Genomic DNA, 23,072 nt, shown 5'->3' with positions numbered 1-23,072 from the left:
TCGCGAGGCCATGGTTTACCCCGTAGCGGCATACGGGGCGGGAATGACAGTTGAGTATGAAAAATTTGAATGGATTTTTAGGAAAAATTTATCCAATCATTCAGGAACGCGTTCAGAAAGAAGAGGCGGCTGTTCCTTTGGAGGATTTGAAGCGGCTAGCGGCCGTGCGGACACTGCTCCTCGTTGACATAAAGGAACGCATCGTAAGGCGGCAGAGCCCTGTCGCGGTTATCGGTGAGATCAAGCACGCAAGCCCGAACGCAGGCATGATCAGCGGCCGCGACCATCTGGCGCAGGTGCAGGCGTACGTGGATGGCGGCGCAGTCGCCATATCCGTGCTTACCGAGCCGAATTATTTTAACGGTTCATTGGAAGAATTGAAGCAACTGAAAGAGAGTTTCCCCTCCATGCCATTTTTGCGCAAAGATTTCATCATCAGCGAGTATCAGGTGTATGAATCCAAGGCGGCAGGCGCAGATCTCGTGCTCCTTATTACCAGATGGCTTGAAGACGATGAACTAAAAAGGCTCTTTCAATTAAGCCGTGCGCTTGGGCTTCAGGTATTGGTGGAAGTGGAACAAGAGGAGGATTTTGAACGTGCCATGAAGATTGGCGCAGAAATTATCGGGATAAACGCGCGGAGTCTGGTTGATTTGACGGTGGATGTGGATAGGGTGGTGAGATTGGCAAGAACGGCGACACGTGCCGTAGGGGCAAAAGATTTTTTGCCCTTACTGATCGGCGAGTCCGGCGTTGTATCAGCTGAAATAGTACGGAAGTGGCACCATGCTGGTGTACGCGCTGTATTGGTGGGGGAAGCGCTGATGAAATCGGGCGATCCTGTAAATATGGTCAGAGCGTTATCGTTGGCAGAATAAGCCTAATAAGTTTTATATTTCGGATATGAACGTAAAGGTAAAAATTTGCGGTGTGACACTGCCCGCGCAGGCGCGGGAAATCGCGCGGCAAGGCGCGGACTTTGTAGGCTGTGTTATAGAATTTCCTAAGAGTCCAAGAAGCGTTACGGGAGAGAAAGCTCGGGAGATACAGGAGGCGGTAAATAATAGGTGTAGGGGCAGAAAATTTTCTGCCCGTACGGTGGGGGTGGTGGTGAATCTGCCGTTTGAACGGTTGTGCAGGTTAATCGAGGAATCGGGAATCAGTATTTGGCAATTGCATGGGAATGAAACAACGGCCTACGTTAATCGGCTGCGAAAACGAGGGGTAATAATATGGAAAGCGGTGACGCGGCAAAATTACCTGCACTACGCGAGTGTCGTTGAGGTGCTGCTGGTTGATGCAAAAAATCCAATGCACGGGGCAGGCGGGAGCGGAAAGCGTGCTGACTGGAACTTCGCGCGTGAGCTTGTTGAAGCGGGATATGAGGTGGTGCTCTCCGGCGGGTTGACACCAGAAAATATCCATGATGGCATCAAGTTTACGCGATCGCGAATTATTGATGCCTCGGGCGGAGTTGAAGTTAAACCGGGGGTGAAAGATATGCGAAAGGTACGATTGTTTATTAAAAACGCAAAATAGAAATAGCGTAATGGTTATAATAAATTGCCAACCCAATTTCGATTGTCATTCCAGACCTGATTTGGAATCCAGACATAAAAAACAAGCAAAAATCGATTTTCTTTTGGTTTTTCCCGATCTCGGTCGAGGACGGCGTCTGGATTCCCGCAAGAGCCCCGCCTGCGCGAGGCCATGGTTTACCCCGTACCGTGATACGGGGCGGGAACGACGATGCAATCGAAATTTGAATAGCAATCGAGTATACATGGCTAAATGGTCATATTGTTTATTAACCCCGTTAGAAATCACAAGAAAGACTTCTAACAGGGATGAAATATTATGCAAGATGCAAAACAAATTTCTAACGGGGTGAAGAACATTTTTTTCTCCACACCGTACGATGCAGACGCGCAGGGGCATTTTGGCGAGCTGGGTGGTAGGTATGTGCCGGAAAATTTGATGCCGGCGTTACTCGCGCTTGAGCGCGCCTATGCAACCGCGAAAAATGATCCTACTTTCTTGAGCGAGCTTATGGATCTCTATCAGAATTATTCCGGCCGCCCCACGCCGCTTACCTCTGCGCGAAATTTGAGCGCGCACTTAGGCGGCGCGAATATTTTTATTAAAAATGAAGGATTAAACCATACCGGCGCGCACAAGATGAACCATTGTCTGGGGCAGGCGCTCCTTGCTCGCCGCATGGGCAAAAAACGCCTAATCGCAGAAACAGGCGCGGGACAGCATGGGCTGGCGGCCGCAACGGTCGCGGCGAAGTTTGGATTTGCATGCACCGTCTACATGGGCGAGGTGGATTATGAACGGCAGCGGCCGAACGTATTCTGGATGGAGCAATTGGGCGCTGAGGTAGTGCCGGTTGCCCATGGCACTAAACGCTTAAAAGACGCAGTCACGGCTGCCATCCAAGACTGGATCGCGAACGTGGATGAGAGCTATTACCTGTTGGGAAGCGCTTTAGGCCCGCACCCTTACCCTTCTCTGGTGCGCGATTTTCAGAATATTGTGGGGCTTGAGGTGCGGGAGCAGTTAAAGGCACAAACAGGCAGAGAACTCCCTGATTATGTGATCGCGTGCGTGGGCGGCGGCAGTAATGCCATAGGCATTTTCAACACCTTTTTGGAAGAGCCTTCCGTGCGTCTTATTGGCGTGGAGGCAGGGGGCGAGGGAGTGACATCAACAGGGAAGCACGCGGCGCGCCTAGCCCGCGATCCCAAGCTTGGGGTTGTTGAAGGATATAAGTCTTATTTTCTGCAGAACGAAGACGGGCAAATACAAAACACGCATAGCATTTCTGCGGGCCTTGATTATGCGGGGATCGGGCCGGAGCATGGGCTGCTTTACCAGAAGGGAAGAGTGCAGTATGTGTCGGCGACCGACGAGGAAGCGCTCAGTGCATTTCAAGCTCTGGCGCGCATGGAGGGGCTCTTTGCCGCGCTTGAATCGGCACACGCATTCGCGCATGTCGTGAAACTTGCACCCACCTTATCCAAAGAAAAAATCATCGTCGTGAATATGTCGGGACGCGGTGATAAAGATTTGTTTATTCTCGGGGATATATTCGGCGGGCAGATTTGGAAGGAATACTTAAAGAGAAGGTCAACATTACCGTCATCCCGTACTTGATACGGGATCCAGAACTAAAAAACAAAAAGAAAACGATCGATTTTTATGTTTGTTTTTTTTCTAGATTCCCGCCTTCGCGGGAATGACACACGTGAATATGAACAAGATTATTACACGACTCAATAAAATAAAAGAGGAGAAAAGATTAGGGATCATGGCCCATATTGTCTTGGGCTATCCGTCGCTGCAGGATTCCATTGGGCTTGTGCATGCGATGGCAGGGGCGGGCGTTGATTTTATCGAGCTGCAGATTCCTTTTTCAGATCCCTTGGCTGACGGGCCGACGATAATGAAGGCAAATGAAGTCTCGCTTAAGAGAGGATTCAAGGTGAAGGATGCGTTTGCCGCGGCGCAGAATTTGGTTGGGGCACACTGTAAAATACCTCTCCTATTTATGACGTATTTTAATCTTGTCTTTCATTACGGCGTCGAGCAATTTTGTAGAGATGCGGCAGAGGTGGGGGTGAGCGGGCTCATCGTTCCTGATATTCCGATTGATGAAGAAGCGCATGATCATTTTTTGGAGCACGCAGCGCGTTCTGGTTTAGTAGCGATGCGGTTTCTTTCCACCGTGAGCACGGACGAGCGAGTTGAGAAAGTACTGGATAAGCCAAACCAGTTTCTCTATTTCATCGGGCAGAAAGGAACGACCGGCGCGCGCGCGTCGCTCCATAAGGAGCTTGCGCACCATCTTCAAAGAATTCGGGCGCATAAGGATGTGTCCATCGCGGTGGGATTTGGCGTTTCAACACATGAGCATATCAAGACACTCAAAGAGGCGGGGGCTGATGTCGCCATCGTCGGCAGCGCGGTGCTGGATGTGTTTAATAAAGTGCCGCAGGGGCAAGGGATTGATGCGGTAAAGAAATATTTGAGGACGTTGGTGGACGCAGGCGAAGGGATAAATTGACGTAGTACCCCGCACACAGTACCCCCACACACTTGATGGACGCTTGAGAATGGGGTATAGTTATATTGATGTAAGGGTTATAAAAGGCGTTTTATGTCATATTCTGTCATTTCGACTCCAATAAAAGAACGTACAAAAGGTGACGCGGAAGCGAATCTTCGCTTACTCCTGCGCGGCAATGACCGTACACGCGTCTGGGAACAGGCACGCGGGATGTGGAAGCGCCGGAAACCCGATCCCATCCTCACCTTGCGGAAGATGCGTCGTGAGTGGGAGCGGACGTCAGCGGAGGCGTAGCGCACATTCTGTTTGTGTACACGCTCGACACCAACGCGATCATCTATTACCTCAAGGACGACCCTCATGCGGCCGCAATCTTGAGCGGACTGCTCAACGAGCCGATCACCGTGTATGTGTCGGCGCTCACCGAGGCGGAACTTTTCGGATTTCCGGATTTGAGTATCGAGGAAGAAAATCGGATCGAAAGGTTATTGAGCACGCTCGCGGTGATTTCGCTCGACTCGCGCATTGCACGCATCACTGGATTTATCCGGCGCACCTATCGCCTCTCACTCGCGGACAGCACGATTGCTGCCACTGCGCTCTTCACTGGCACGAGTCTCGTGACGAGGAATGTGCGCGATTTTCGAAGGATTCCCGACCTTTCCGTCCGCCCGATTTGACATGGTTATAAGGCGTGTGGTAATATTGTTTCGTGAAGATGTTTAATAAAAGTGTATGAATCCCTACGCACACATTATCATCATACTCGCCATCATCCTGGCAGGGCTTGTGGCGATTTCATGGCCGACACTCTTCTATAAGGAGAAGAAAGACGCGTCCGGAGATCAGCGGTCGTGAATAAATTTTGCACCTATGTGGAAAAAAGAAAATTGGGATCCAGAGAAAGTCGCAGAAGTATATGATGATGCTAGGCAAGTCGCAGAGGAAAATAAATCCATGCATGAAGAAACGGATCAAGTGAGAAAAGAAGGACTATCGAAAGATGCACCAGTGACAGAATTTTGGGAGAGGACAAAGAGGCAGGGTTTGTCGCATAACTATGAGTACATGGCGCTCTTACGGCAGAGACTGAATAAGCTGGTTGGGGCTGGTCAGGAGGAAGCAGGAGCACTCAATGAAGAGTACGATAAACTTAAACAGCGCGCAGATGAAGCGCTCAAAGCAGTTTCTGATTTTGAAAGAGATAGGCTTGGTATGCAGACGTCCTCCGAAGAAAAGGATAAAAATGCTAAATAAAAAGAGAAAGTGGAGCTTTTATCTGTTTTGGTAGAGTATAAATTTTTAATTATGCAAAGCGCACAATTCTCCAACAATTATTTTTGGTTTTTCTTTAGCCCGACTAACCGTTTGGGAGATTTGTCGTATATGAATAAATAAAGATAGTTCAAGCCTCGCGATAGTATGACTCTCCCAAACACGGGGGAGTTTAATGTTTTATAGAAGCCAATTCACGCCATTATTACGCCTTTATACGCCACACATATGCCAACTATCATGAAAGAAAAAGTCATTAAGAGAGTGAAAACAGTGTTAGAATCACCTAAGAGTGACAACGGAATATTGCCTGCAGAGTCGTCTCCTCTCAAACCATACCGGCTTGCGCATACTTCCGGAGATGAGAAGACAGTGATTGACGTGCAAGGGCTGCTGGTGGGAGGGCCGCAGGTGGTGATAATGGCAGGGCCGTGTTCGGTGGAAAACGAAGAGCAGATTACGCTGATTGCGAAAGCGGTAAAAGAGGCGGGCGGCACGGTGCTGCGCGGTGGGGCATTTAAGCCCCGCACCGGCCCGTATGATTTCCAAGGGTTGGGGAAGAGAGGGCTCCAGCTTCTCCAGAAAGCGGCGCGTTCTACTGGATTGCGCTCCATCACGGAAGTGATGGACCCCAGGGATGTGGATCTTATTGTGGAATATGCGGACATACTCCAAATCGGCGCGCGGAACATGCAGAATTATACACTTTTGCGAGAGGTCGGGCGCACAAAACATCCCGTGCTCTTAAAGCGCGGCATGCATTCCACCTACAAGGAATTTTTGCTCGCCGCAGAATATATTCTCACCGGAGGCAATGCAAATGTGATGCTCTGCGAACGCGGCATCCGCACGCATGTCACTGAGCTGCGGTTTACGCTTGACCTGAATGCGGTGCCTTATTTGCAAAATGAAACCCACTTGCCCATCATCGTGGACCCTTCACACGGTACTGGCAGGCGCGATTTGGTGCCCGCGATGAGTAGAGCGGCCATTGCCGCGGGGGCAGACGGGCTGCTTATCGAGTGCCACATAGATCCGGATAAATCCATTTCAGACGCAGAGCAAGCGATATCCATTGAGGCGCTTAACCAGCTGATGCGAGAAATAAATACCATTGCGGGCGCGATAGGAAGAACGGTGGCGACGTAAGCGAGTGTGGCCGCCACGAAAAGACGCGGTCAATTTCCCCAGCGAGGAAATTACCGCTCGGCTCTCGGTTTTGCTCTCCCGCTTCGCGGGACCCATGCCCGCAAAACCTCCGAGACGCTTTTCGTTACAGCCAACACTCGCTCTAAGAAGAGAGAAAGGTAGGAAAGAAATTATGACAAAAAATTCATTACCTAAACGGAATAAAATCGCTTTCCAAGGAGAACATGGCGCGTACAGCGAAATCGCGGCACAGAAATATTTTGGGATACACGCGGCGATGATACCTTGTCCCTCATTTGACGAGGTTTTCAAGGCAGTGGCAAAAGGCAAGGCTCTGCAGGGTATCGTGCCTTTGGAGAATTCGGTCGCCGGCACCATCCATCGCATTTATGATTTGCTTGCACGCCACTCGCTTGTCTTGGACGGAGAAATATTTTTGCGCATATCCCATAACCTGCTTGCAAATTCTGCGCACGCGGGCGGCGCGAAAAGAATCCGCCAAATCCGGCGCGTCTACTCGCATCCTCAAGCGCTTGACCAATGCGAGGAATTTCTTAAGCGCCATCCCTGGATAGAAGTTATATCATTCCGCGATACCGCGGGCGCGGCGCGGGAGGTGGCGCTCCGTAGGCGCCAGGATGAGGCGGCAATCGCGAGCAGGGTGGCGGCGTCATTGTACGGCTTGTCGGTAGTTGCCGACCATATTGAGACCGATCGCGAGAATTATACCCGCTTCGGCGCTATTATAAAACCTGCAAAAAAGCCGATATCTGCGATAACTGCTCATCCAAAGTCATCCCGCTTCAGAATGCACAATTTTTCTGCGGACGCGACCAAGCAGCTTGAACGCCTAAATCCTCGAAAAATTGGCATTCCTTCGCATCGCGTTGAAGCCGGTGAGTACTTACTATCCGCGGTGAAAGGAAATAAAGTATCGCTCCTGCTCACGCTTCCGCACGTCGCGGGGAGCCTCTCACGTTTCCTCGTGCAGTGCGCAGGCAGGGGCATGAATCTTACCAAAGTCGAATCGCGCCCTTTGCTCGGCAAGCCGTGGGAATATTTGTTCTATGTGGATTTTGAACACACCTTCTCGCCTGAAGCGCTCACGCGGGCGCTCTCTGCCTTGAGGCACGAAGCGGTTACCCTCACGGTGTTGGGGACGTATGAGCGAGGAGCAGCCTATGAACTCTAAATCACTCACTCATTTAAGGAAACAGATTGACGCTCTTGACCGCGCCTTATTGCGATTGTGGTCCAGGCGCTTGAAGGTTGCGCGTGAAATCGGCAAACTAAAACTAGACCAGTCTCTTTCTTTAAAAGACAGGGAAAGGGAACAACGGGTAATCGCATGCGCCGTGAAGTTTGGCAGGTCCCTGGGCCTCCCGGCGTCAAAGGTGCGTACGCTTATGGGTATTATCATTGCATCATCGCGCCAGACACAAAAGCGCTGAACCATATGCCCCGAAATACAACATCCAAGAGGGAGGCGGGAATCTTTAAGCAGAATATAGATGGAGTACTACTGGATGAGGATTGACCGTATTGCAGATTTTTACATAGCCTCCCTCACTGATCGCCAAACGTTATCTACAAATTTTACTATGATTCAATACACCAAGGTCGCTTTCATGTTAAAGCTTACTTCAATGCCAACCACGTTTGGCGTTGGATATTGATATACGGGGTATGATCCGTATACATTATCGCGTAACAGCGAAAAACACGTGTGCGCTCATCGCGGGAAATCGGGCGCTTGCCGTTTTGCCTCAGTTCGCACGGGGCAATGCCCGTACCTCTGTGGTTCTCATTACCGATCGCACGGTTGCGCGCCTGCACGGAAGGGTTTTGAGAACCTTGCGCGAAGGGCGCGTGCCCGTGCATACCATTGTGCTGAGGCCGGGAGAACGTTCGAAAGAACTGCGCATTGCCGAGCGATGCTTGCGCATACTGCAGCAGAAAAAAGTTGATCGTTACGGCATCCTCGTTGCGCTGGGCGGCGGCGTGGTAGGCGACCTCACGGGTTTTGTGGCGTCCGTTTATTTGCGAGGCATAGATTATATTGAGGTGCCAACAACGCTTTTAGCACAAGTGGACAGCGGGATTGGCGGCAAAACCGGCGTTGACTTTCGGGGCATAAAAAATGTGATTGGCACGTTTCACCAGCCGAAGGCAGTGGTATGCGACACCACGTTTTTAAGGACGCTCCCTCAAGATGAGCTTATTAACGGCATGGCGGAAGTAATTAAATACGGATTGATAGGCAGCCGCACATTCACGGCGCGATTGGAGGAGTGTGCCTTCAATCGCATGCCCTGGGACGAAGTGGTGGGATTTTGCGTACGGGCGAAGGCGGCGGCGGTTGCGCGGGACCCGAACGACCGAAAAGGCGAGAGGGTACTATTAAATTTCGGGCATACCGTGGGACACGCACTGGAGAGTATGAGCAATTTTTTACTCCCGCACGGCAAAGCAATCGCCATCGGCATGGTTGCGGCGGTAAGGATAAGCAATGAATTATTAGGTTTCAATACGCAGGATTGCGCGCGTGTAGAATCGTTATTGGCGCATTATAATCTACCCACGAGATTGCCCGCGCGTACGAACATCGCAAGACTGATAAATATTCTTCAGCATGATAAAAAGGCGCAAGGTGGCAGCGTAAGGTGGGTGCTGTTGGAGAAGATTGGGAAGGCGAGGGCGGGGGTCAAGGTGCCGCGTAAGATTGTACATGAAGCATTGCGAGGGATGTTCAACAGTGAATAATGGTATTTGCTCACCCAGGTTGTTTCTTGGTCAGGAATACACAATTTTTCTGCGGACGCGATCTAGCGACCCTCGCGCCTAAATCCTCGACAAATTGGTATTCCTTCGCCTCTGGGTTCAAGTCCGCTACAAATAATGAACAATGAACTTATGCGTATTTTAGTAATCAACGGGCCAAATTTAAATATGCTGGGGAGACGCGACCCCGTACAGTACGGTTCGCTCACGTTGGGTGCGATTGAGGATATGTTGCGCGCGAAGGCAGGGAGATTAAGCGAGGGGCATGAGGTGATAGAACTCGTGTTTTTCCAGTCAAACCATGAAGGAGCGCTCATTGATTTTATTCAAGCACAGGCGGGAGGTGCGCATGGAATTCTCATCAATCCCGGGGCGCTCACCCATTACAGCTATGCCTTGAGGGACGCGCTTGTTGACGCCGGTCTTCCGCTCGTGGAGGTGCATTTGTCTAACATTGAGCACCGGGAGCCGTTCCGGAGGATTTCCGTGATTGCCGATATTGCGGCGGAAAGGGTCATGGGGTTAAAAGAGCAGAGTTACGTGGTAGGGTTAGAGAATCTGGTCGCGAGGCTTGCCTCAGCACAAACACGTGTCGGTCAGCCCAGCGGCTGACCGCACTCCGCCTCGCCTCCGCCGGTCCGACGTTACGTCGGACACCATGCCGGCGGAGTCTGCGGAGGGTTTGTGTGAGAGCAATCCTCGCTAATATAAAGCTTATTATGCAAGTCACTGTAATTCCAGGAAAGATAGAAGGAGTCGTGGTCACGCCTCCCTCCAAGAGCATTACGCACCGCGCAATAGTGCTCGCAACGCTCGCAAAAGGAGAATCTGTGTTAACTAATATATTGTACGCGGATGACACGGAAGCAACTATGGACGCGTGCAGGGGTTTCGGCGCGTCAATAAAGCAGGAAGAATTAAAGCTGGTAGTGCAAGGCACAGGTGGGACATTATGTATTCCTTCAAGGCCCCTCGAATGCGGCCTTTCCGGCACCACCTTGCGATTTGCGCTCGCGTTAGCAGCGCTGGCGCCAGGCGAAACAATCATTACCGGCGGTGTGCGATTGTTAGAGCGCCCCTTGCAGCCACTGTATGATGCGCTTCAAACGTTGGGGGCAGAAGTGACCCAAGAGCCGAAGAGGATCACGGTACGGGGAGGCGCATTGCAAGGCGGCAAGGTGAGGCTGCCGGGAAATGTCAGTTCGCAATTTGTATCTGCGCTGCTCATGATCGCACCTTTCTTACCGCAAGGAATGACTATTGCAGTGGAAGAGCCGATATACTCACGGCCGTATATTGATTTGACGATCGCGCTTTTGAAAGAGCTTGGCGTGGCGGTAGAACAGAAAGGCAATCAATTCACGGTTGAGCCGGGGCAATCGTATCGTGCACGGAGGTATGCCATAGAAGGGGATTATTCTTCGGCACAGTATTGGTTTGCCGCAGCCGCAGTCACTCGCGGCGAAGTCAAGGTTTTGGGACTTGCGCCTGAATCTGTGCAAGGGGATAGGAAAGTACTGGACATTCTGCGCAGCGTAGGATGTGAAGTAAAGTATGAGCGTAATGCAGTGGTGGTGCGCGGCGCAAAATCAGTAAAACCATTTTCTGTGGACGGCTGCGACGTTCCTGATCTCGTGCCTACCCTTGCGGTGCTTGCCGCGGTTGCGCCGGGTATGAGCGTGATCACCCACATTGGCCATCTGCGCGGGAAGGAGAGCGATCGCCTTGCCGCGCCTGCGGAAGAACTTGCCAAGATGGGCATACGCGCGGAGGTGAACGGTGATTCGTTAAAAATACACGGAGGAAAGTTGAAAGGCGCAGTGATTGATCCGCACGGCGACCATAGGATGGCAATGGCATTTGCGGTTGCCGGGCTTGCGGCAGATGGGGAGACGGTGATACAGGACGCGGAAGTGGTGAGCAAATCGTATCCGGGGTTTTGGGAAGCGCTCGGGATGCTCATTGGCAAACACGCCTAGTCATTCGGGTTTCCCGTTGGGGAAACACGCATCATTGTCATCCCCGATTTAATCGGGGATCCAGAAATTAAAAATAAATAATCGTTTTTTGTTTATTTTGTCTAGATTCCCTCCTTCGCGGGAATGACATGCGAATATGAACATAGTATTAATCGGCATGCGGGGAAGCGGGAAATCAACTGTGGGGAAGCTCTTGGCTGATATTTTAGGCTATGCATTTTTGGATACTGATAGCTTGATAGAGAAGCGCATAGGCGTTTCCTTGGAGGATTTTGTGAACGAAGAGGGCTGGGATGCGTTTCGGCGGCACGAAGCTGAGGTGATTGTTCAAGTCGCAGGAGACGAGAAGGCGGTTATCGCGACTGGCGGTGGGGTGGTGATGAACAACGAAAGCGTTACGCGGCTGAAAATCAATGGCTTCTTGGTTTTATTATACGCGCCGGTTGAGCGCCTTATGGAGCGCCTTCAGGGAGAGAAAGGGGAGCGCCCGTATTTAACCAATGCGGAAACATTTGAAGAGGATATGCTGCGCACATGGAAGGAACGGGAAGCCCAGTATCGCGCTGCGGCTGATGCGGTGGTCGATGTAAGCGGCAAGGCTCCGCATGCCATTATTCGGGATATCAATATATTGTTTGATAAGCATAAGTCGTATGCACATAACCGCGAAAACTAAAGTTTGCGGCATCATAGGAGATCCGGTAGATCATTCACTTTCACCCGTGATCCATAATGCGGCGTTTGAGGCGCTAGGTTTGGATTTTATCTATGCCGCGTTTCCGGTGAAGGATGTGGAAGCCGCAGTCAAAGGCATGCGGAGCCTCGGGGTGCGGGGGCTCAATGTAACCGTGCCGCACAAGCAAACCGTGATTCCCTTTCTTGACGCGCTTGATGATCATGCGCGCTCAATTGGCGCCGTGAATACGATTGTGAACGAGGAAGGAAGGCTTAAGGGATACAATACGGATGCGCCGGGATTTATGTCGACGCTTCGTCACGCGATCGGCGAGGTGAAAGGAGAACACATAGTCGTGCTTGGCGCGGGAGGGGCTGCGCGGGCGATCGTTTATGCGCTTTTGCAGGCTGATGCTTACGTGTCTATTCTCAATCGCACCGCAGATAAAGCTCAAGCGCTTGCCCGCGAATTTGGCGCGCATGCGGCGGGATCGCTTGATGATTTATCGTCATTCATTGCTGCCACCGATATTCTGGTGAATGCGACCTCAATAGGCCTACCGCATGGCGTTCAAGGATCGCCCGTACGCAAGGAATTATTGCGGAAAGGATTAGTGGTGTATGATATTGTATATTCAGCCAAAAGCACGCCTTTGACTAAATTGGCAAGAGAGGCAGGTTGTTTCGTTATTCCTGGTACGGAAATGCTTTTAGAAACGGCAATATTATCATTTACATTATTTACTGGTTGTGATGCGCCTGTTAAAGTTATGAAGATGACATTGAACGAAATAACCAAGAAACAAGTAACAAATAATCACCAATACCCAAAACTCAAAATCCCAAATTGATTATTGTATCTTGGAAATTGTTTGGTGTTTGTCTCTTGTAACTTGTATCTTCAGTGCATATGCCTGGTAATAGTTTTGGACAATTATTTCGCATTACTACCTTCGGCGAGTCGCACGGGGGCGGGGTGGGCGTGGTCATTGATGGCTGCCCGCCCGGACTTGTGTTGTCAGAAGCAGACATTCAGACGGAACTTGACCGCAGGAAACCGGGGCAAAGCAAGATAACCACGCCCCGCAAGGAAGAGGATGTCATTACTATCTACTCCGGCGTATTTGAAGGCAAGACCACGGGCACGCCCATCATGATGATGGCGCGCAATACTGATATGCGACCGGAAGATTATCAGGTCCTCAAGGACGTGTATCGCCCCTCGCACGCTGATTTTACGTATGAGGCCAAGTATGGACTTCGCAATTGGGCGGGATCCGGGAGGGCATCCGCGCGCGAAACGCTTGCCCGCGTGGCCGCGGGGGCGGTGGCGATGAAATATTTAAGAGAAAAATTAGGGATAGAAATTTTAAGTTACGTCGAACAGGTTGGAGATATAAAAGCTGAAGTTGATATTGATACGGTCACCTTGGCGGCAATAGAATCAAATATCGTGCGTTGCCCTGATAAGGAAGTGGCGAAAAGAATGATTGCACTCATCGAAGAGGTAAGGAGCGAGAAAGACTCTCTCGGCGGCGTGATCCGCGGTATTATCCGCAATGTGCCTGCGGGTTTAGGGGAGCCTGTGTTTGATAAGCTCTCGGCAGATTTAGGCAAAGCAATGCTCTCTATCAATGCGGTGAAGGGGTTTGAATTCGGTTCCGGGTTTGGCGGGGTTGGCATGCGGGGCAGTGAACATAACGATCAGTTTTATACTAATGAGAAGGGTAACGTGTGCACGCGTACCAATAATTCCGGCGGCACGCAGGGTGGCATTTCCAATGGCATGCCGATCCATTTTCGTGTCGCGATCAAGCCGGTCGCCACGATTGGCAGAAAGCAGAGCACAGTAAACAAAGTTCACGAAACAATTGAACTTGAGGCGGCGGGGCGCCATGATCCTTGCGTCCTTCCCCGCGCCGTACCCATCGTGGATGCGATGAGCGCGCTTGTGATTATGGATCATTATCTGCGGCATAAAGCACAAAATAGCTGAACAGAAAACGTCCGTATATAGTACGATCGCCCGCCTGCCAAAGCCTGTTAATTATCAACATACGCAACCTTATCTCTGAAATGCGACGTCATCGAACGTAACGTTCCTCAAGTTTAGGCTATGGCGGGCAGGTATCTAATGCGGACGTTTTTGTTATGCGTTTTATATAAGGTAGGTCGCATCCTAAACAATAACGGGGCTCTTTCCAAAATTTATTATCCGTAGTACTCTATTAGGGACAAAATCCCTAATTTTTCGTTTCATAAAAATATGAGGTGTAAAATGAAAACCCTAGCTGCTCTTTTTGGATTTGTCCTTCTTCTCAGTTGCTCTGAAGGTCCAACTGAGATCAAAGCTCCTTCTGATATTATTGAATTTGCGTTCAGGAGCGAGTTAAAAGACATTGTCGCTGTAACAGGAAATTTTAAGGGAAAAACCTTATTCGTTACAAATAAGGCTGAGAAATGGATTTGGTTTCAACTTTTCGATGAAAAATCGGAGGTGCGAATTTATAACGACCGGCTTATGGTGGGGCCAAACTCGTATCTTCCGTTTGCCACCCATACGTCAAACGGAGTCGCTAATATAGAGTATGGGAAGTTAATGAGAGTGGAGGTTAAATTCTACAAAAATATAGGAATTAGCCTCTATGAAATAATTAAAACGGGTGATTTACCACCCGAATTAGAGAACCTCTATATTGAAAGGAAAGTTTCAGAGAAGATTATCATAATAAGGTAATTTCACCACATTATAGGGTCGGCGCGTGATGTGTCCGACCCTTGTAATTTTATGTTTGCCATTTAATCTATAGGAGCGTATGCTGTTTTATAAGCGAATAAGTCGCAGACTAGCTGCGACGCTACAATGATTGAATTGGTTACTTATTATGACAAAACGTACATTAAAGTTGAAGACAATTAATTTCACGATCGTGAATTTAATTGTCCTCATTAATTATTCAATTTTATAAAACACTTACTCTTCATCATCACCATTGTCGGCGCATTTACACTCTCGGGTTGCGTAGTGAGCAATACCATAAATAATCAGCCTGCTAGTCCACAAGATACAAATCCTCCTGGGGGAGGTGGTGCAAATGTAGGCACTATCCCTAAATCAGCGCGGCTTGATTTAAGCAATAAGAATTTGGATAAAGTCCCGATGGATACCTTTGACCGGAGTTATCTGGAAGAACTTGATGTATCCGGCAATAATTTGACAGGGGCATTGCCAGCAGAAATAAGGAAATTGCAAAATTTAAAAATATTAAACGCGCGCAATAACAAAATGACTGGAGTGCCTGCGGAAATTGGCCAATTGAGCAAGCTGGAAATACTTGACCTCTCGAATAATCAATTGACTGGTCTGCCATATGAGCTAGGGAATTTGAAAAATCTCAAGACCTTCAATCTGTCAGGGAATAATTATTCCACCCTCGACCTTGACCGCATTCGCAAAGATCTTCCACAAACGGAATTTATACTTTAATTTATTGAGACCTCCCCATCCCCTCCTTACTAAGGAGGGGACATGGGGGTGGTTTCGTAATATATTATCCTATGTTCAATGAATTCAAGAAATTCGCTCTGCGCGGCAATGTATTGGACATGGCGGTGGGCATCATCATCGGCGCAGCGTTTGGCACCATCGTGAACTCCCTAGTTACCGACATCATCATGCCGCCCTTTGGCGTGCTTTTGGGCAAGGTGGACTTAGCCAATTTGTTTATCGTGCTCAAGCAGGGCGCGGTCGATACAGGGCCATATATGTCCGTGGCGCAGGCAAAAGCGGCCGGTGCCGTCACGCTCAACTATGGCTTGTTTTTCAATGCCATAGTCAGTTTCCTCATCGTGTCGTTTGCGGTCTTTCTTCTCGTAAAGGGAATGAATAAATTAAGGAAGAAAGAAGAAGCAGCACCCAGCGAGCCGCCAAAACCCACCAAAGACCAGGAACTGCTCACCGAGATAAGGGATATTTTGAAGGAAAAGAAATAGCAGTGTGAACCTCCATGAGTTCAATACTCTTGTGGTATTTTTTTGTTTAGGGTTTCTAGAGAGCGAAATCCCGTACTATCCCGTAAAGCTGGGATCGGGGTAAAATGATTAAAACCCTTGACATAAGAACAAGAAATCACTAGGGTGAATTGTTGTATAAGAAATTTAAAAAGACAAAAAAAGATCTTTAATAAATGATTTTTGCTTAAACCAAAAGGAGGCCCGAAATGGGACAACTCAACAATGCAGGGATAGTTCTTCTGCAAGGGGAATTGAGTGCCACATTGAAGGCCCTTAATTCTCCTTATTTCTATTTCCGCACATTGATTAGGGAGGGTCTCGTGGGCAATCTCACTGCTGCTGTGCTCACGGCGAATATACTTAAGGCAGGCTATCCTGCACCTGCTGTTGTCAATGTGCAAAACCCAAGACAAGTGGGAAGAATGGGTTTTTTTAAAGTGGGACTCTGCACAGTGAATGATGTGCAGACTTTTGAAGCCTTGCGAAACAATTACCTCACTTTTTCCCAAAAATGCGGTAGTATGGTCATAGGTGGGCAATTGCCCAGCAGGGCTCCGGAGAAATTTCTAGAGGCCTTTCCCGGGGCAAATATTTTCGTAGGGGAATGTGAGGGAAGCATGGGAAAGGTTCTCGAAAGTGTTGAGAGAGGTATCCGAGACGTGGTTTGGGAAGCGGCTCCGGTGGACATTTTTAGCGACTACCTGTTGCCAGTAAGGGGGAATCGGCGGATCGTCTGGCCAGTTGAGCTTGGCCGTGGATGTAAGAGGGCGTGCCCCTACTGTCCTCTACCTCCTTCAATGAGGCGAGTTCGAGAACGGGACTCGGAACAGGTAGTAGAAGAAATAGAGTCGCTAAAAAATATCCTATTTGTCGATCCAAATCTAATGGCGTACTCTTATGAATATCTCTATAAGATATTCTACTTCATCGCTAAACATAAAAAAACATGGGGCGGAGAAGGTGTCATTGTTGACGCGCTAAGACTTCCGTCCGATTTGTTCGACCTAATGTTCAGGACATGTATCGGTTTTATGGTGGGCGTCGAAGACCCTGAACTTTATTCGCTCCATCAGGGTAAATTTGATGGGAGGCTTCTGCCTACAAAACATGGTTATGTCCGAGTTTATTCATTTATATTGGGACATCCTGAACAAAAAGTCCGGCATTTTAGACGCATGCTGGACTTGGTAAGAAGTAACAGTCTTACTGCAGTATTCCATATATATTCGCCGTTTTGCGGAACCCCAGATTATGAAAAGGCGAAAAGAAATGGAATGCTTTTGAACTCTGACCCTGCTCATTTTAATAGAAGACAAGTAGCGGTTAGAGGAAGCATGGCTCCGGTAAGAGCTAAGGAGCTTTTCATGAGAGTACGAAGAAAGGCGTTTACCCTTTCGGGTACTCTGCAGGAGGCAATGAGAATCTTGCGTGATTCAGATCATTATACCCTGGCTTTTTTCAGGGTAGTACTACTGCTTGGTTTACGTCTTATTCCATTTAGAATTAAGAAATCCAAGCATTGGTATAAAAAATGAGACAGACCTAGGAAATCTGTCTCTTATTTTTATGGCCCTGAAATATTTTAGTTCGCTATAGCTGTGGAAAAGGAGTATACTTTGTAATAGAGAAGGAAATATTATAAAATTTAAGGCATTTAAAGGTCGCTACATTCTCTCTATTTAATTTTTCTATGAAAAAATTACACTGTGTTACGTACATTCTTATCGTCGTGGGCGGTTTGAACTGGCTCTTAATCGCACTTTTTAAATGGGACATCGGCCAAATCTTCGGCGGGCAAGAAGCAGTTATTTCTCGGATCATCTATCTCTTGGTGGGTGTGTCTGCGATCCTAGAATTGGCTACGCATAAAACGATGTGCAAGCAATGCGAAACAACGCCGGCTCCCGCGCAGCCAGAGCCGCCGAAAGCAACAATGTAAACCCCGTTACCATGGGCTCAACACCCCATGGTATTGGCTATCATTCCCTTCTGGTAACGGGGTAAACCGAGCGTGCAACAAAGAGGGCGCGTGCCCTCTTTTTGGTTTTTATCATGTATATATGATTATTCAGGAAAAACAACTCGCACCAGATTTCAGTCTTTCTGATCAAGGTGGCCATATACATGCGCTTGTGGACTACCGCGGGAAATGGGTATTGTTGTATTTTTACCCGAAAGACGACACGCCGGGATGCACGACCGAAGCATGCGGCATGCGCGATCACTTTCCGGATTTTACCAAATTGAGCGCTACCGTATTAGGGGTCAGCGTGGATTCCGTAGAAAGTCACCTGAAGTTTGCGGATAAATATCATCTCACCTTTCCGCTGCTATCGGATGAAAATAAGGACGTGGTTATGCGTTATGGCGTATGGAGAGAAAAAGTAACAATGGGTAAAAAGTCCATCGGCACAAAGCGCACTTCATTCCTAATAGACCCCGAAGGCAGAGTCGCCAAAATCTACGAGAATGTAAAACCAGAATTGCACGCGCAGGAAGTACTAAAAAATTTGAACGAACTACAAGCAGCTTAATGGTGTTCGTGGATGATAAATTGAGAGACAAGGAAAAGTGAGGGGACATTATTTTCACGATCGTGAAAATAATTGTCCTCTGTTTTTTATCCCAAACTCTTTCTCAATATCCCGGATGAGGTGATGAGGGTAGTGGCTTTTTTGGGATTATGCCTTAATGAAAGGAGTTTCTTGGAGAGCAGGTAGTGTTTTTTGTTGCTTAAGGTCTTTGGGCCGAGGCTCACGCCGAAAACCTTCTCTATCTGCGCGATATCCTCCAGCACCCTATTCCATTTGCGGTTATGCTTAGCAAGCAGTTTTACATTTTCTTTATTAAGATACCTTCCTGCTTCGATAAGGTTATTCTTAAAATTTATATAATAGCGCTCCATAAGTTTGTGCTCTTTATCTGTGCATTGCGCGAGCGCCTGACCTGTGCCGATGAATTCAGGGGGAATACCCAGCGAGTAGAATGCCGCAGTGAAGTTGATGGCGCGCGGGAGGGTGAGCGCGCCCATATTGCGCTGGTAGGAAAGGAAGCCAATATGGAGGCGGCGTTCGCGGCGCGCCGGCACCGCGGCAAATATAGGTTCCACATCGCGAAGAATTCCCGCGAGCGTTGACTGGTATGAGATTTCAAACATTTTCGCGAGCTTGTGGAGCACATTTTTTTCTCCTAAGGGTATGATGCGTGCGCGCCCGGCGGAAAGGTGGGTATTCAGATATGCAATCGCCTTTTTTACTTGCGGCAGAGGATAATCGTAGCGGAATGCTGATTGGATGGTGACTGTTTTCACGCCTGCATATTCCCGTAAAAAGTTTTTATAAGATTGCGGAGACAGCCCGCCGCGGAATACTAGGCTTCCTACGCCAATGATGGGGAATATGGGAATGTCGGTATCTGCGGCAAAGGCGCGCATTTCCGACAGCGCGATTTTATTGGCGATCATGGTGGCAGGAAGGCCGGAAACCAGCGCCGGGTCGGAGCGAGCAAGGAAAACCCGCAGATAGTGGGGACGGGAGCGGAAGTATTTGGCATGCATCCTCACGTAGTCTCGCAGCAGTTTCCTCACGCCTATTTGATGTTCAATGCCCTCCAGGAGCGGAATGACTTGCAGACGCTCATTATTGCGGTAGGAGAAATGGTCGAACGCCTGCGATTTGAAGCGCGCCAGTTTCTGGAATGACCGTTCGATATAAATCAGTTGTTCCGCCCGTTCAGTAAGCGGAAGTATGACTTCAAACAGGGGAGGGTAATGGAATTTCAGATCCCTGGCAAAGTCTTCGCTGGTGAGGATTACCAGCAGCGAGCGCAGAAGGCCATATCCTTTTTCGTGCCAGATGTTCGGGAGGCGGAAGGTGAGGAACACGTCTTTGCCAACTTGCCGGCGCTTGAAGTAATCGCGGTACCCGTAAAAAAATTTATCAATGACCGCCTCGTCCGCGTGCTTGCCTTCCCAATCCCACATGAATTCCTCTGTGCCAAGGTCGCGGTAGCACGACATACTCTCTTCTACTTCTTCCAAAGAGTTTACAAACCCGTCGCCGTCGCGCTCCCAATAGGGCGCGCGGGCGTTGTCGGGGTGTTGGGTTGCCATGGTGGCGGGGATTTTGCGCATACAGTCGTTCGGGTTCGACATTGGCAAACACGCGTCCCCGCCTCCAGCGCGGCGGGCGCTCCGCCTCAGCGGCGCAAGTCCCGACAAAGTCGGGACACCATGCTTGCGCCGCTTGCGGAGGGTTTGCCCAATTGTCGAACCCTCACATAAAGAGGAATATTCTTCGGAGTGTTATGTAATTTATTCTTGTTGATAAAAGTATGTGATTTTGAAGCTTTTGTCAAAAGGTATAATTTACTGCTATAGTAACTATACCTTATTTTATTACTTCTGCGTAATTTTGCTTATTTGGGATAATAGCATGCGCAGGTTTTATTAAAGGGAATATGCCCAGTAATACAACATCCAAGAGGGAGGCGGATATCCCTTGCAGAGAATAGATATAACATAAGGGAATCTACATGAGTGCATTAATAGGTATTTTTATGGCCTCCCTCACCAATCGCCAAACGTTTTCTCCCATCATAATTATGCAGCACTACTCCAAGGTCGCATTTATTCTATATATTCAAACAATGCCAGCTACGTTTGGCGTTGGATGTTGATATTCTGGGTATGATCAAAGTCATGGTTTTTATAGATGGGACGTGGTTGTATTCGAATATCCCTGCGCTAAGGGAAACCTACGGGAATGAAGATTTCCATATTGATTTCGGCAAGCTCCCCCAGGTGTTGGTGCGGGAGGTGAGCAAGCTCGCGGGATCGGATGATTTGGATCTCGTGCGGACGCACCTGTTCGGGAGCTATGCGTCGAATTACGACTTGCGGGATGATGAGGCGGTGCAGCGCAGGCGGGATTTTTTCCTTCTCTTGAAGGAAGAATACCATTATGAGCTTGAGCTTTTTGCGATTAATTATATGGGAAGGCGCCTGCGGAAGGCGGATCGCGACCCTGCGGATACTTTTGAGGCGAAAGAAAAATGCGTGGATATTTCCTTGGCAACCACCATGCTCTATGCGGCAGCGCTTCCCCAAGTGTATGACATTGCCGTGGTCGTAATAGGGGACGGCGATTTCGTGCCCGTGCTCCAACATGTAAGGCTTTTGGGCAAACGCGTGGCGATTGTGAGCATAAAGAGCAGCTGTGCAGGGGATTTATCCGATCCGCACGACCCTGCAAGGGTAAAGGATTTTGACACCATTTGGATAGATGATTTGCTTCATGAGTTAGAGTTAACCTTCAAACGCCACCAGCTCGCATGCGAGTCGCCCATCCATAAGGGAAAAAGGGAAGTATGGACCACCTTCCACCCGAAGAAGGGCCAGCGGTTTTATTGCGATGCGTGCCGTACCGAATTTACCGCCCAGAAACAGCTGGCGCAGGAGGAATATGTGAGTGCAGGAGTGACTGAAGGCCAGGGAGGCGAGCAGCATGACGAAGTCTATACCCCGCCTACCCTCACGGGCGTGGTGAGGAAGAAGGTGCCGGAGAGGGGATTCGGATTTATCAAGGCAGGAGATGGCAATGATTACTTTTTCCATTTTACCGACCTCACCAACGGCACTCACTTTGAGGACTTGAGCGAAGGCGCGCAGCTTGATTTTGAGGTAAAGCGCGAACCCGAGTTCGGCAAAGCAGGCGCCGCGCAAAATGTGCGATATCACCCCATGAACGCTGACGTACGCAGACGCAACGCTGACTTGCGCTCACAATAAAATCCGCCTCGAGCGCAGGCAGATCTGTAGTCTTTATGTGGAGGCGGATAAATTCCAGATTCTAAATCCTCGGTTTTAGAGATAACCTTCTCGTTGAAGCTCGTCACGGATATCTCCCGGGAGCGGAATTGTTTCCCTGATTGGGCTCTTGCCCGGATAGCGCCATGCTGTGATAATCGTGCGCTGTGTTTTCTTATCCTGATACATCACCCAGATTTCTTGGGTGGTTTTGCCTTTTTTAGTAATAGGCTGCATGACCGCGGTGGTTTTCGGGGCAATGCCTGCTTCCGCGCGTTCAGGGTGCGCGATGATGCGCTTCACGCGCGATTCGCTTAACCCATAAAAACGCATTTTTTCCTTAACATGCATTGTCCATTTGAGCGCGGGCTTTTGCAGACAAAATAATTTTTCTTTCGGTATTATCATATCTTCCATCATATGGTGTTACCATCTCCCCGACGCACCCCCTCCTCCTGACATGCCGCCGCCAAATCCGCCAAATCCGCCCCCTCCCCCTCCGAATCCGCCGCCAAAAAAGCCGCCGCCCGAACGCCACCACGTGGTGGACAATCCCTTTTTTGCGCGGTTTTGGTAATTTTTAGAAAGAATAAAGTCAAGGCCAATCCCGAAGAGGCCCAATGCCGCAGCGCCTATGAGTATTGATCCCAGCATCCCGCCAAGGATTGCACCCCCGATGCCTCCGATTACGCCGCCCGGCCACCATCGTTTGCTGCGCGCGAGAAAGCTTGAGAGGTAAATAGAAAATATAATAAGCACGTAGATGAACTGCCCGTTTATTTTATTACCCGCTGACGGTGTGGTATCCACTTGCGTCGGTTCTCCTTTAATTTCTCCGGTGATGGCTTCAATTGCGCCTTGCAGCCCTCCAGCATATTTCCCTTCTTGAAACGCAGGCGCCATAATGTCGCGTATAATCCTTCCTGCTTTTGCGTCATTGAGAGCGCCTTCAAGTCCGTAGCCTACCTCTATTCTGACCGCGCGGTCTTCCTTCGCCACTAAGATGAGAATACCGTTATCTTTTTCTTTTTGCCCTATGCCCCAGCGTTCAAATAATTTCACTGTATAGTCTTCTATCGACTCTCCTTCGAGGGAGGGAATAGTAACGACGGCGATTTCATTGCCAGTCTGCTGTTTAAACGTGGAAAGTGTCGTTTCGAGCGCCGTCCGTTCATCTGCAGAAAGTAGTTGCGCGGTATCAGTCACGAAGCCGGCGGGAGTAGGATAGGTGACCGCATGAACAAAATTAAGTGGTAATGCAATAAGAGCCATCATGGCGATGGCTCGACAGAAGGGAGATTGTTGAGTGATTCGCTGGCAG

General features: G+C 49.2%; 27 protein-coding genes and 1 pseudogene. 25 read left to right on the top strand and 3 right to left on the bottom strand.

Annotation, left to right across the window (positions count from 1 at the left end; translation table 11 throughout):
- Window positions 1–56 precede the first annotated feature (56 nt).
- The 23 genes from WC659_01700 to bcp all read left to right on the top strand — a co-directional run bounded on the left by WC659_01700 (window position 57) and on the right by bcp (window position 18,479).
- The gene (locus WC659_01700; GenBank protein ID MFA4872630.1) at window positions 57–878 is read left to right on the top strand and encodes an indole-3-glycerol phosphate synthase TrpC; all 822 of its coding nucleotides are present in this window, start codon (window positions 57–59) and stop codon (window positions 876–878) included.
- 25 nt (window positions 879–903) lie between these two features.
- Entirely contained in the window at window positions 904–1,539 is a 636-nt protein-coding gene (locus WC659_01695) for a phosphoribosylanthranilate isomerase (GenBank protein ID MFA4872629.1), read from the top strand.
- A gap of 318 nt (window positions 1,540–1,857) precedes the next feature.
- On the top strand, window positions 1,858–3,159 hold the full coding sequence (gene trpB, locus WC659_01690) for a tryptophan synthase subunit beta (GenBank protein ID MFA4872628.1): 1,302 nt from the start codon (window positions 1,858–1,860) through the stop codon (window positions 3,157–3,159).
- A gap of 97 nt (window positions 3,160–3,256) precedes the next feature.
- Window positions 3,257–4,069, top strand: a complete 813-nt coding sequence (gene trpA / locus WC659_01685; protein ID MFA4872627.1) for a tryptophan synthase subunit alpha — start codon at window positions 3,257–3,259, stop codon at window positions 4,067–4,069.
- A 93-nt stretch (window positions 4,070–4,162) separates the two neighbouring features.
- Complete coding sequence (locus WC659_01680; protein ID MFA4872626.1) at window positions 4,163–4,366, top strand: hypothetical protein; 204 nt, start codon at window positions 4,163–4,165, stop codon at window positions 4,364–4,366.
- A 14-nt stretch (window positions 4,367–4,380) separates the two neighbouring features.
- Window positions 4,381–4,752: a type II toxin-antitoxin system VapC family toxin gene (locus WC659_01675; protein ID MFA4872625.1), complete on the top strand. Its 372-nt coding sequence runs from the start codon at window positions 4,381–4,383 to the stop codon at window positions 4,750–4,752.
- Between the two features lie 55 nt (window positions 4,753–4,807).
- Window positions 4,808–4,930, top strand: coding sequence for a hypothetical protein (locus WC659_01670; GenBank protein ID MFA4872624.1), 123 nt, complete (start codon window positions 4,808–4,810; stop codon window positions 4,928–4,930).
- 15 nt (window positions 4,931–4,945) lie between these two features.
- Window positions 4,946–5,329: a hypothetical protein gene (locus WC659_01665; protein MFA4872623.1), complete on the top strand. Its 384-nt coding sequence runs from the start codon at window positions 4,946–4,948 to the stop codon at window positions 5,327–5,329.
- Window positions 5,330–5,575: 246 nt separating this feature from the next.
- Entirely contained in the window at window positions 5,576–6,496 is a 921-nt protein-coding gene (gene aroF / locus WC659_01660; protein MFA4872622.1) for a 3-deoxy-7-phosphoheptulonate synthase, read from the top strand.
- 172 nt (window positions 6,497–6,668) lie between these two features.
- A complete protein-coding gene (locus tag WC659_01655) occupies window positions 6,669–7,688 on the top strand; it encodes a prephenate dehydratase domain-containing protein (GenBank protein ID MFA4872621.1) in 1,020 nt (339 codons plus the stop codon).
- Entirely contained in the window at window positions 7,678–7,947 is a 270-nt protein-coding gene (locus WC659_01650) for a chorismate mutase (protein ID MFA4872620.1), read from the top strand. Before WC659_01655 ends, WC659_01650 begins: the two co-directional genes overlap by 11 nt.
- Window positions 7,948–8,182: 235 nt before the next feature.
- A complete protein-coding gene (gene aroB, locus WC659_01645) occupies window positions 8,183–9,259 on the top strand; it encodes a 3-dehydroquinate synthase (protein ID MFA4872619.1) in 1,077 nt (358 codons plus the stop codon).
- A gap of 150 nt (window positions 9,260–9,409) precedes the next feature.
- Window positions 9,410–9,889 carry a type II 3-dehydroquinate dehydratase gene (locus WC659_01640; GenBank protein MFA4872618.1) on the top strand — a complete coding sequence of 160 codons (480 nt, stop codon included), beginning with the start codon at window positions 9,410–9,412 and terminating at the stop codon, window positions 9,887–9,889.
- 107 nt (window positions 9,890–9,996) lie between these two features.
- Window positions 9,997–11,256 carry a 3-phosphoshikimate 1-carboxyvinyltransferase gene (aroA, locus tag WC659_01635; GenBank protein MFA4872617.1) on the top strand — a complete coding sequence of 420 codons (1,260 nt, stop codon included), beginning with the start codon at window positions 9,997–9,999 and terminating at the stop codon, window positions 11,254–11,256.
- Window positions 11,257–11,392: 136 nt separating this feature from the next.
- On the top strand, window positions 11,393–11,932 hold the full coding sequence (locus WC659_01630; protein ID MFA4872616.1) for a shikimate kinase: 540 nt from the start codon (window positions 11,393–11,395) through the stop codon (window positions 11,930–11,932).
- Window positions 11,910–12,782, top strand: a complete 873-nt coding sequence (locus WC659_01625) for a shikimate dehydrogenase (GenBank protein MFA4872615.1) — start codon at window positions 11,910–11,912, stop codon at window positions 12,780–12,782. Before WC659_01630 ends, WC659_01625 begins: the two co-directional genes overlap by 23 nt.
- A 59-nt stretch (window positions 12,783–12,841) precedes the next feature.
- Window positions 12,842–13,927, top strand: a complete 1,086-nt coding sequence (gene aroC, locus WC659_01620; protein ID MFA4872614.1) for a chorismate synthase — start codon at window positions 12,842–12,844, stop codon at window positions 13,925–13,927.
- Between the two features lie 270 nt (window positions 13,928–14,197).
- On the top strand, window positions 14,198–14,668 hold the full coding sequence (locus tag WC659_01615) for a hypothetical protein (protein ID MFA4872613.1): 471 nt from the start codon (window positions 14,198–14,200) through the stop codon (window positions 14,666–14,668).
- A gap of 288 nt (window positions 14,669–14,956) precedes the next feature.
- Complete coding sequence (locus WC659_01610; GenBank protein MFA4872612.1) at window positions 14,957–15,418, top strand: leucine-rich repeat domain-containing protein; 462 nt, start codon at window positions 14,957–14,959, stop codon at window positions 15,416–15,418.
- A 71-nt stretch (window positions 15,419–15,489) separates the two neighbouring features.
- Window positions 15,490–15,924 (top strand): large-conductance mechanosensitive channel protein MscL, encoded by a 435-nt coding sequence (gene mscL / locus WC659_01605; protein ID MFA4872611.1) that lies wholly within the window; start codon window positions 15,490–15,492, stop codon window positions 15,922–15,924.
- A 362-nt stretch (window positions 15,925–16,286) separates the two neighbouring features.
- A complete protein-coding gene (locus tag WC659_01600) occupies window positions 16,287–17,480 on the top strand; it encodes a hypothetical protein (GenBank protein MFA4872610.1) in 1,194 nt (397 codons plus the stop codon).
- A 155-nt stretch (window positions 17,481–17,635) separates the two neighbouring features.
- A complete protein-coding gene (locus WC659_01595) occupies window positions 17,636–17,884 on the top strand; it encodes a DUF378 domain-containing protein (GenBank protein ID MFA4872609.1) in 249 nt (82 codons plus the stop codon).
- Between the two features lie 121 nt (window positions 17,885–18,005).
- Entirely contained in the window at window positions 18,006–18,479 is a 474-nt protein-coding gene (bcp, locus tag WC659_01590) for a thioredoxin-dependent thiol peroxidase (protein MFA4872608.1), read from the top strand.
- Window positions 18,480–18,565: 86 nt separating this feature from the next.
- On the opposite strand, the gene ppcA is transcribed toward bcp, so the two are convergent.
- Window positions 18,566–20,077: a phosphoenolpyruvate carboxylase gene (ppcA, locus tag WC659_01585; GenBank protein MFA4872607.1), complete on the bottom strand. Its 1,512-nt coding sequence runs from the start codon at window positions 20,075–20,077 to the stop codon at window positions 18,566–18,568.
- 555 nt (window positions 20,078–20,632) lie between these two features.
- Here ppcA and WC659_01580 point away from each other — a divergent pair.
- Window positions 20,633–21,148, top strand: a pseudogene (locus tag WC659_01580) (NYN domain-containing protein).
- Window positions 21,149–21,421: 273 nt separating this feature from the next.
- Window positions 21,422–21,733, top strand: coding sequence for a cold shock domain-containing protein (locus WC659_01575; GenBank protein MFA4872606.1), 312 nt, complete (start codon window positions 21,422–21,424; stop codon window positions 21,731–21,733).
- Window positions 21,734–21,808: 75 nt separating this feature from the next.
- Here the strand turns inward: WC659_01575 and WC659_01570 are convergent, their stop codons facing one another.
- Window positions 21,809–22,159 (bottom strand): hypothetical protein, encoded by a 351-nt coding sequence (locus WC659_01570; GenBank protein ID MFA4872605.1) that lies wholly within the window; start codon window positions 22,157–22,159, stop codon window positions 21,809–21,811.
- Window positions 22,160–22,177: 18 nt separating this feature from the next.
- A complete protein-coding gene (locus tag WC659_01565; protein ID MFA4872604.1) occupies window positions 22,178–23,026 on the bottom strand; it encodes a YgcG family protein in 849 nt (282 codons plus the stop codon).
- Between the last annotated feature and the right edge of the window lie 46 nt (window positions 23,027–23,072).

It is taken from the genome of Patescibacteria group bacterium (genome assembly GCA_041645165.1).
Taxonomy (GTDB): domain Bacteria; phylum Patescibacteriota; class Patescibacteriia; order 2-02-FULL-49-11; family 2-02-FULL-49-11; genus 2-02-FULL-49-11.
The sequence above is the reverse complement of the archived record's forward strand: the minus strand, read 5'-3'. Positions and strand labels throughout refer to the sequence as shown.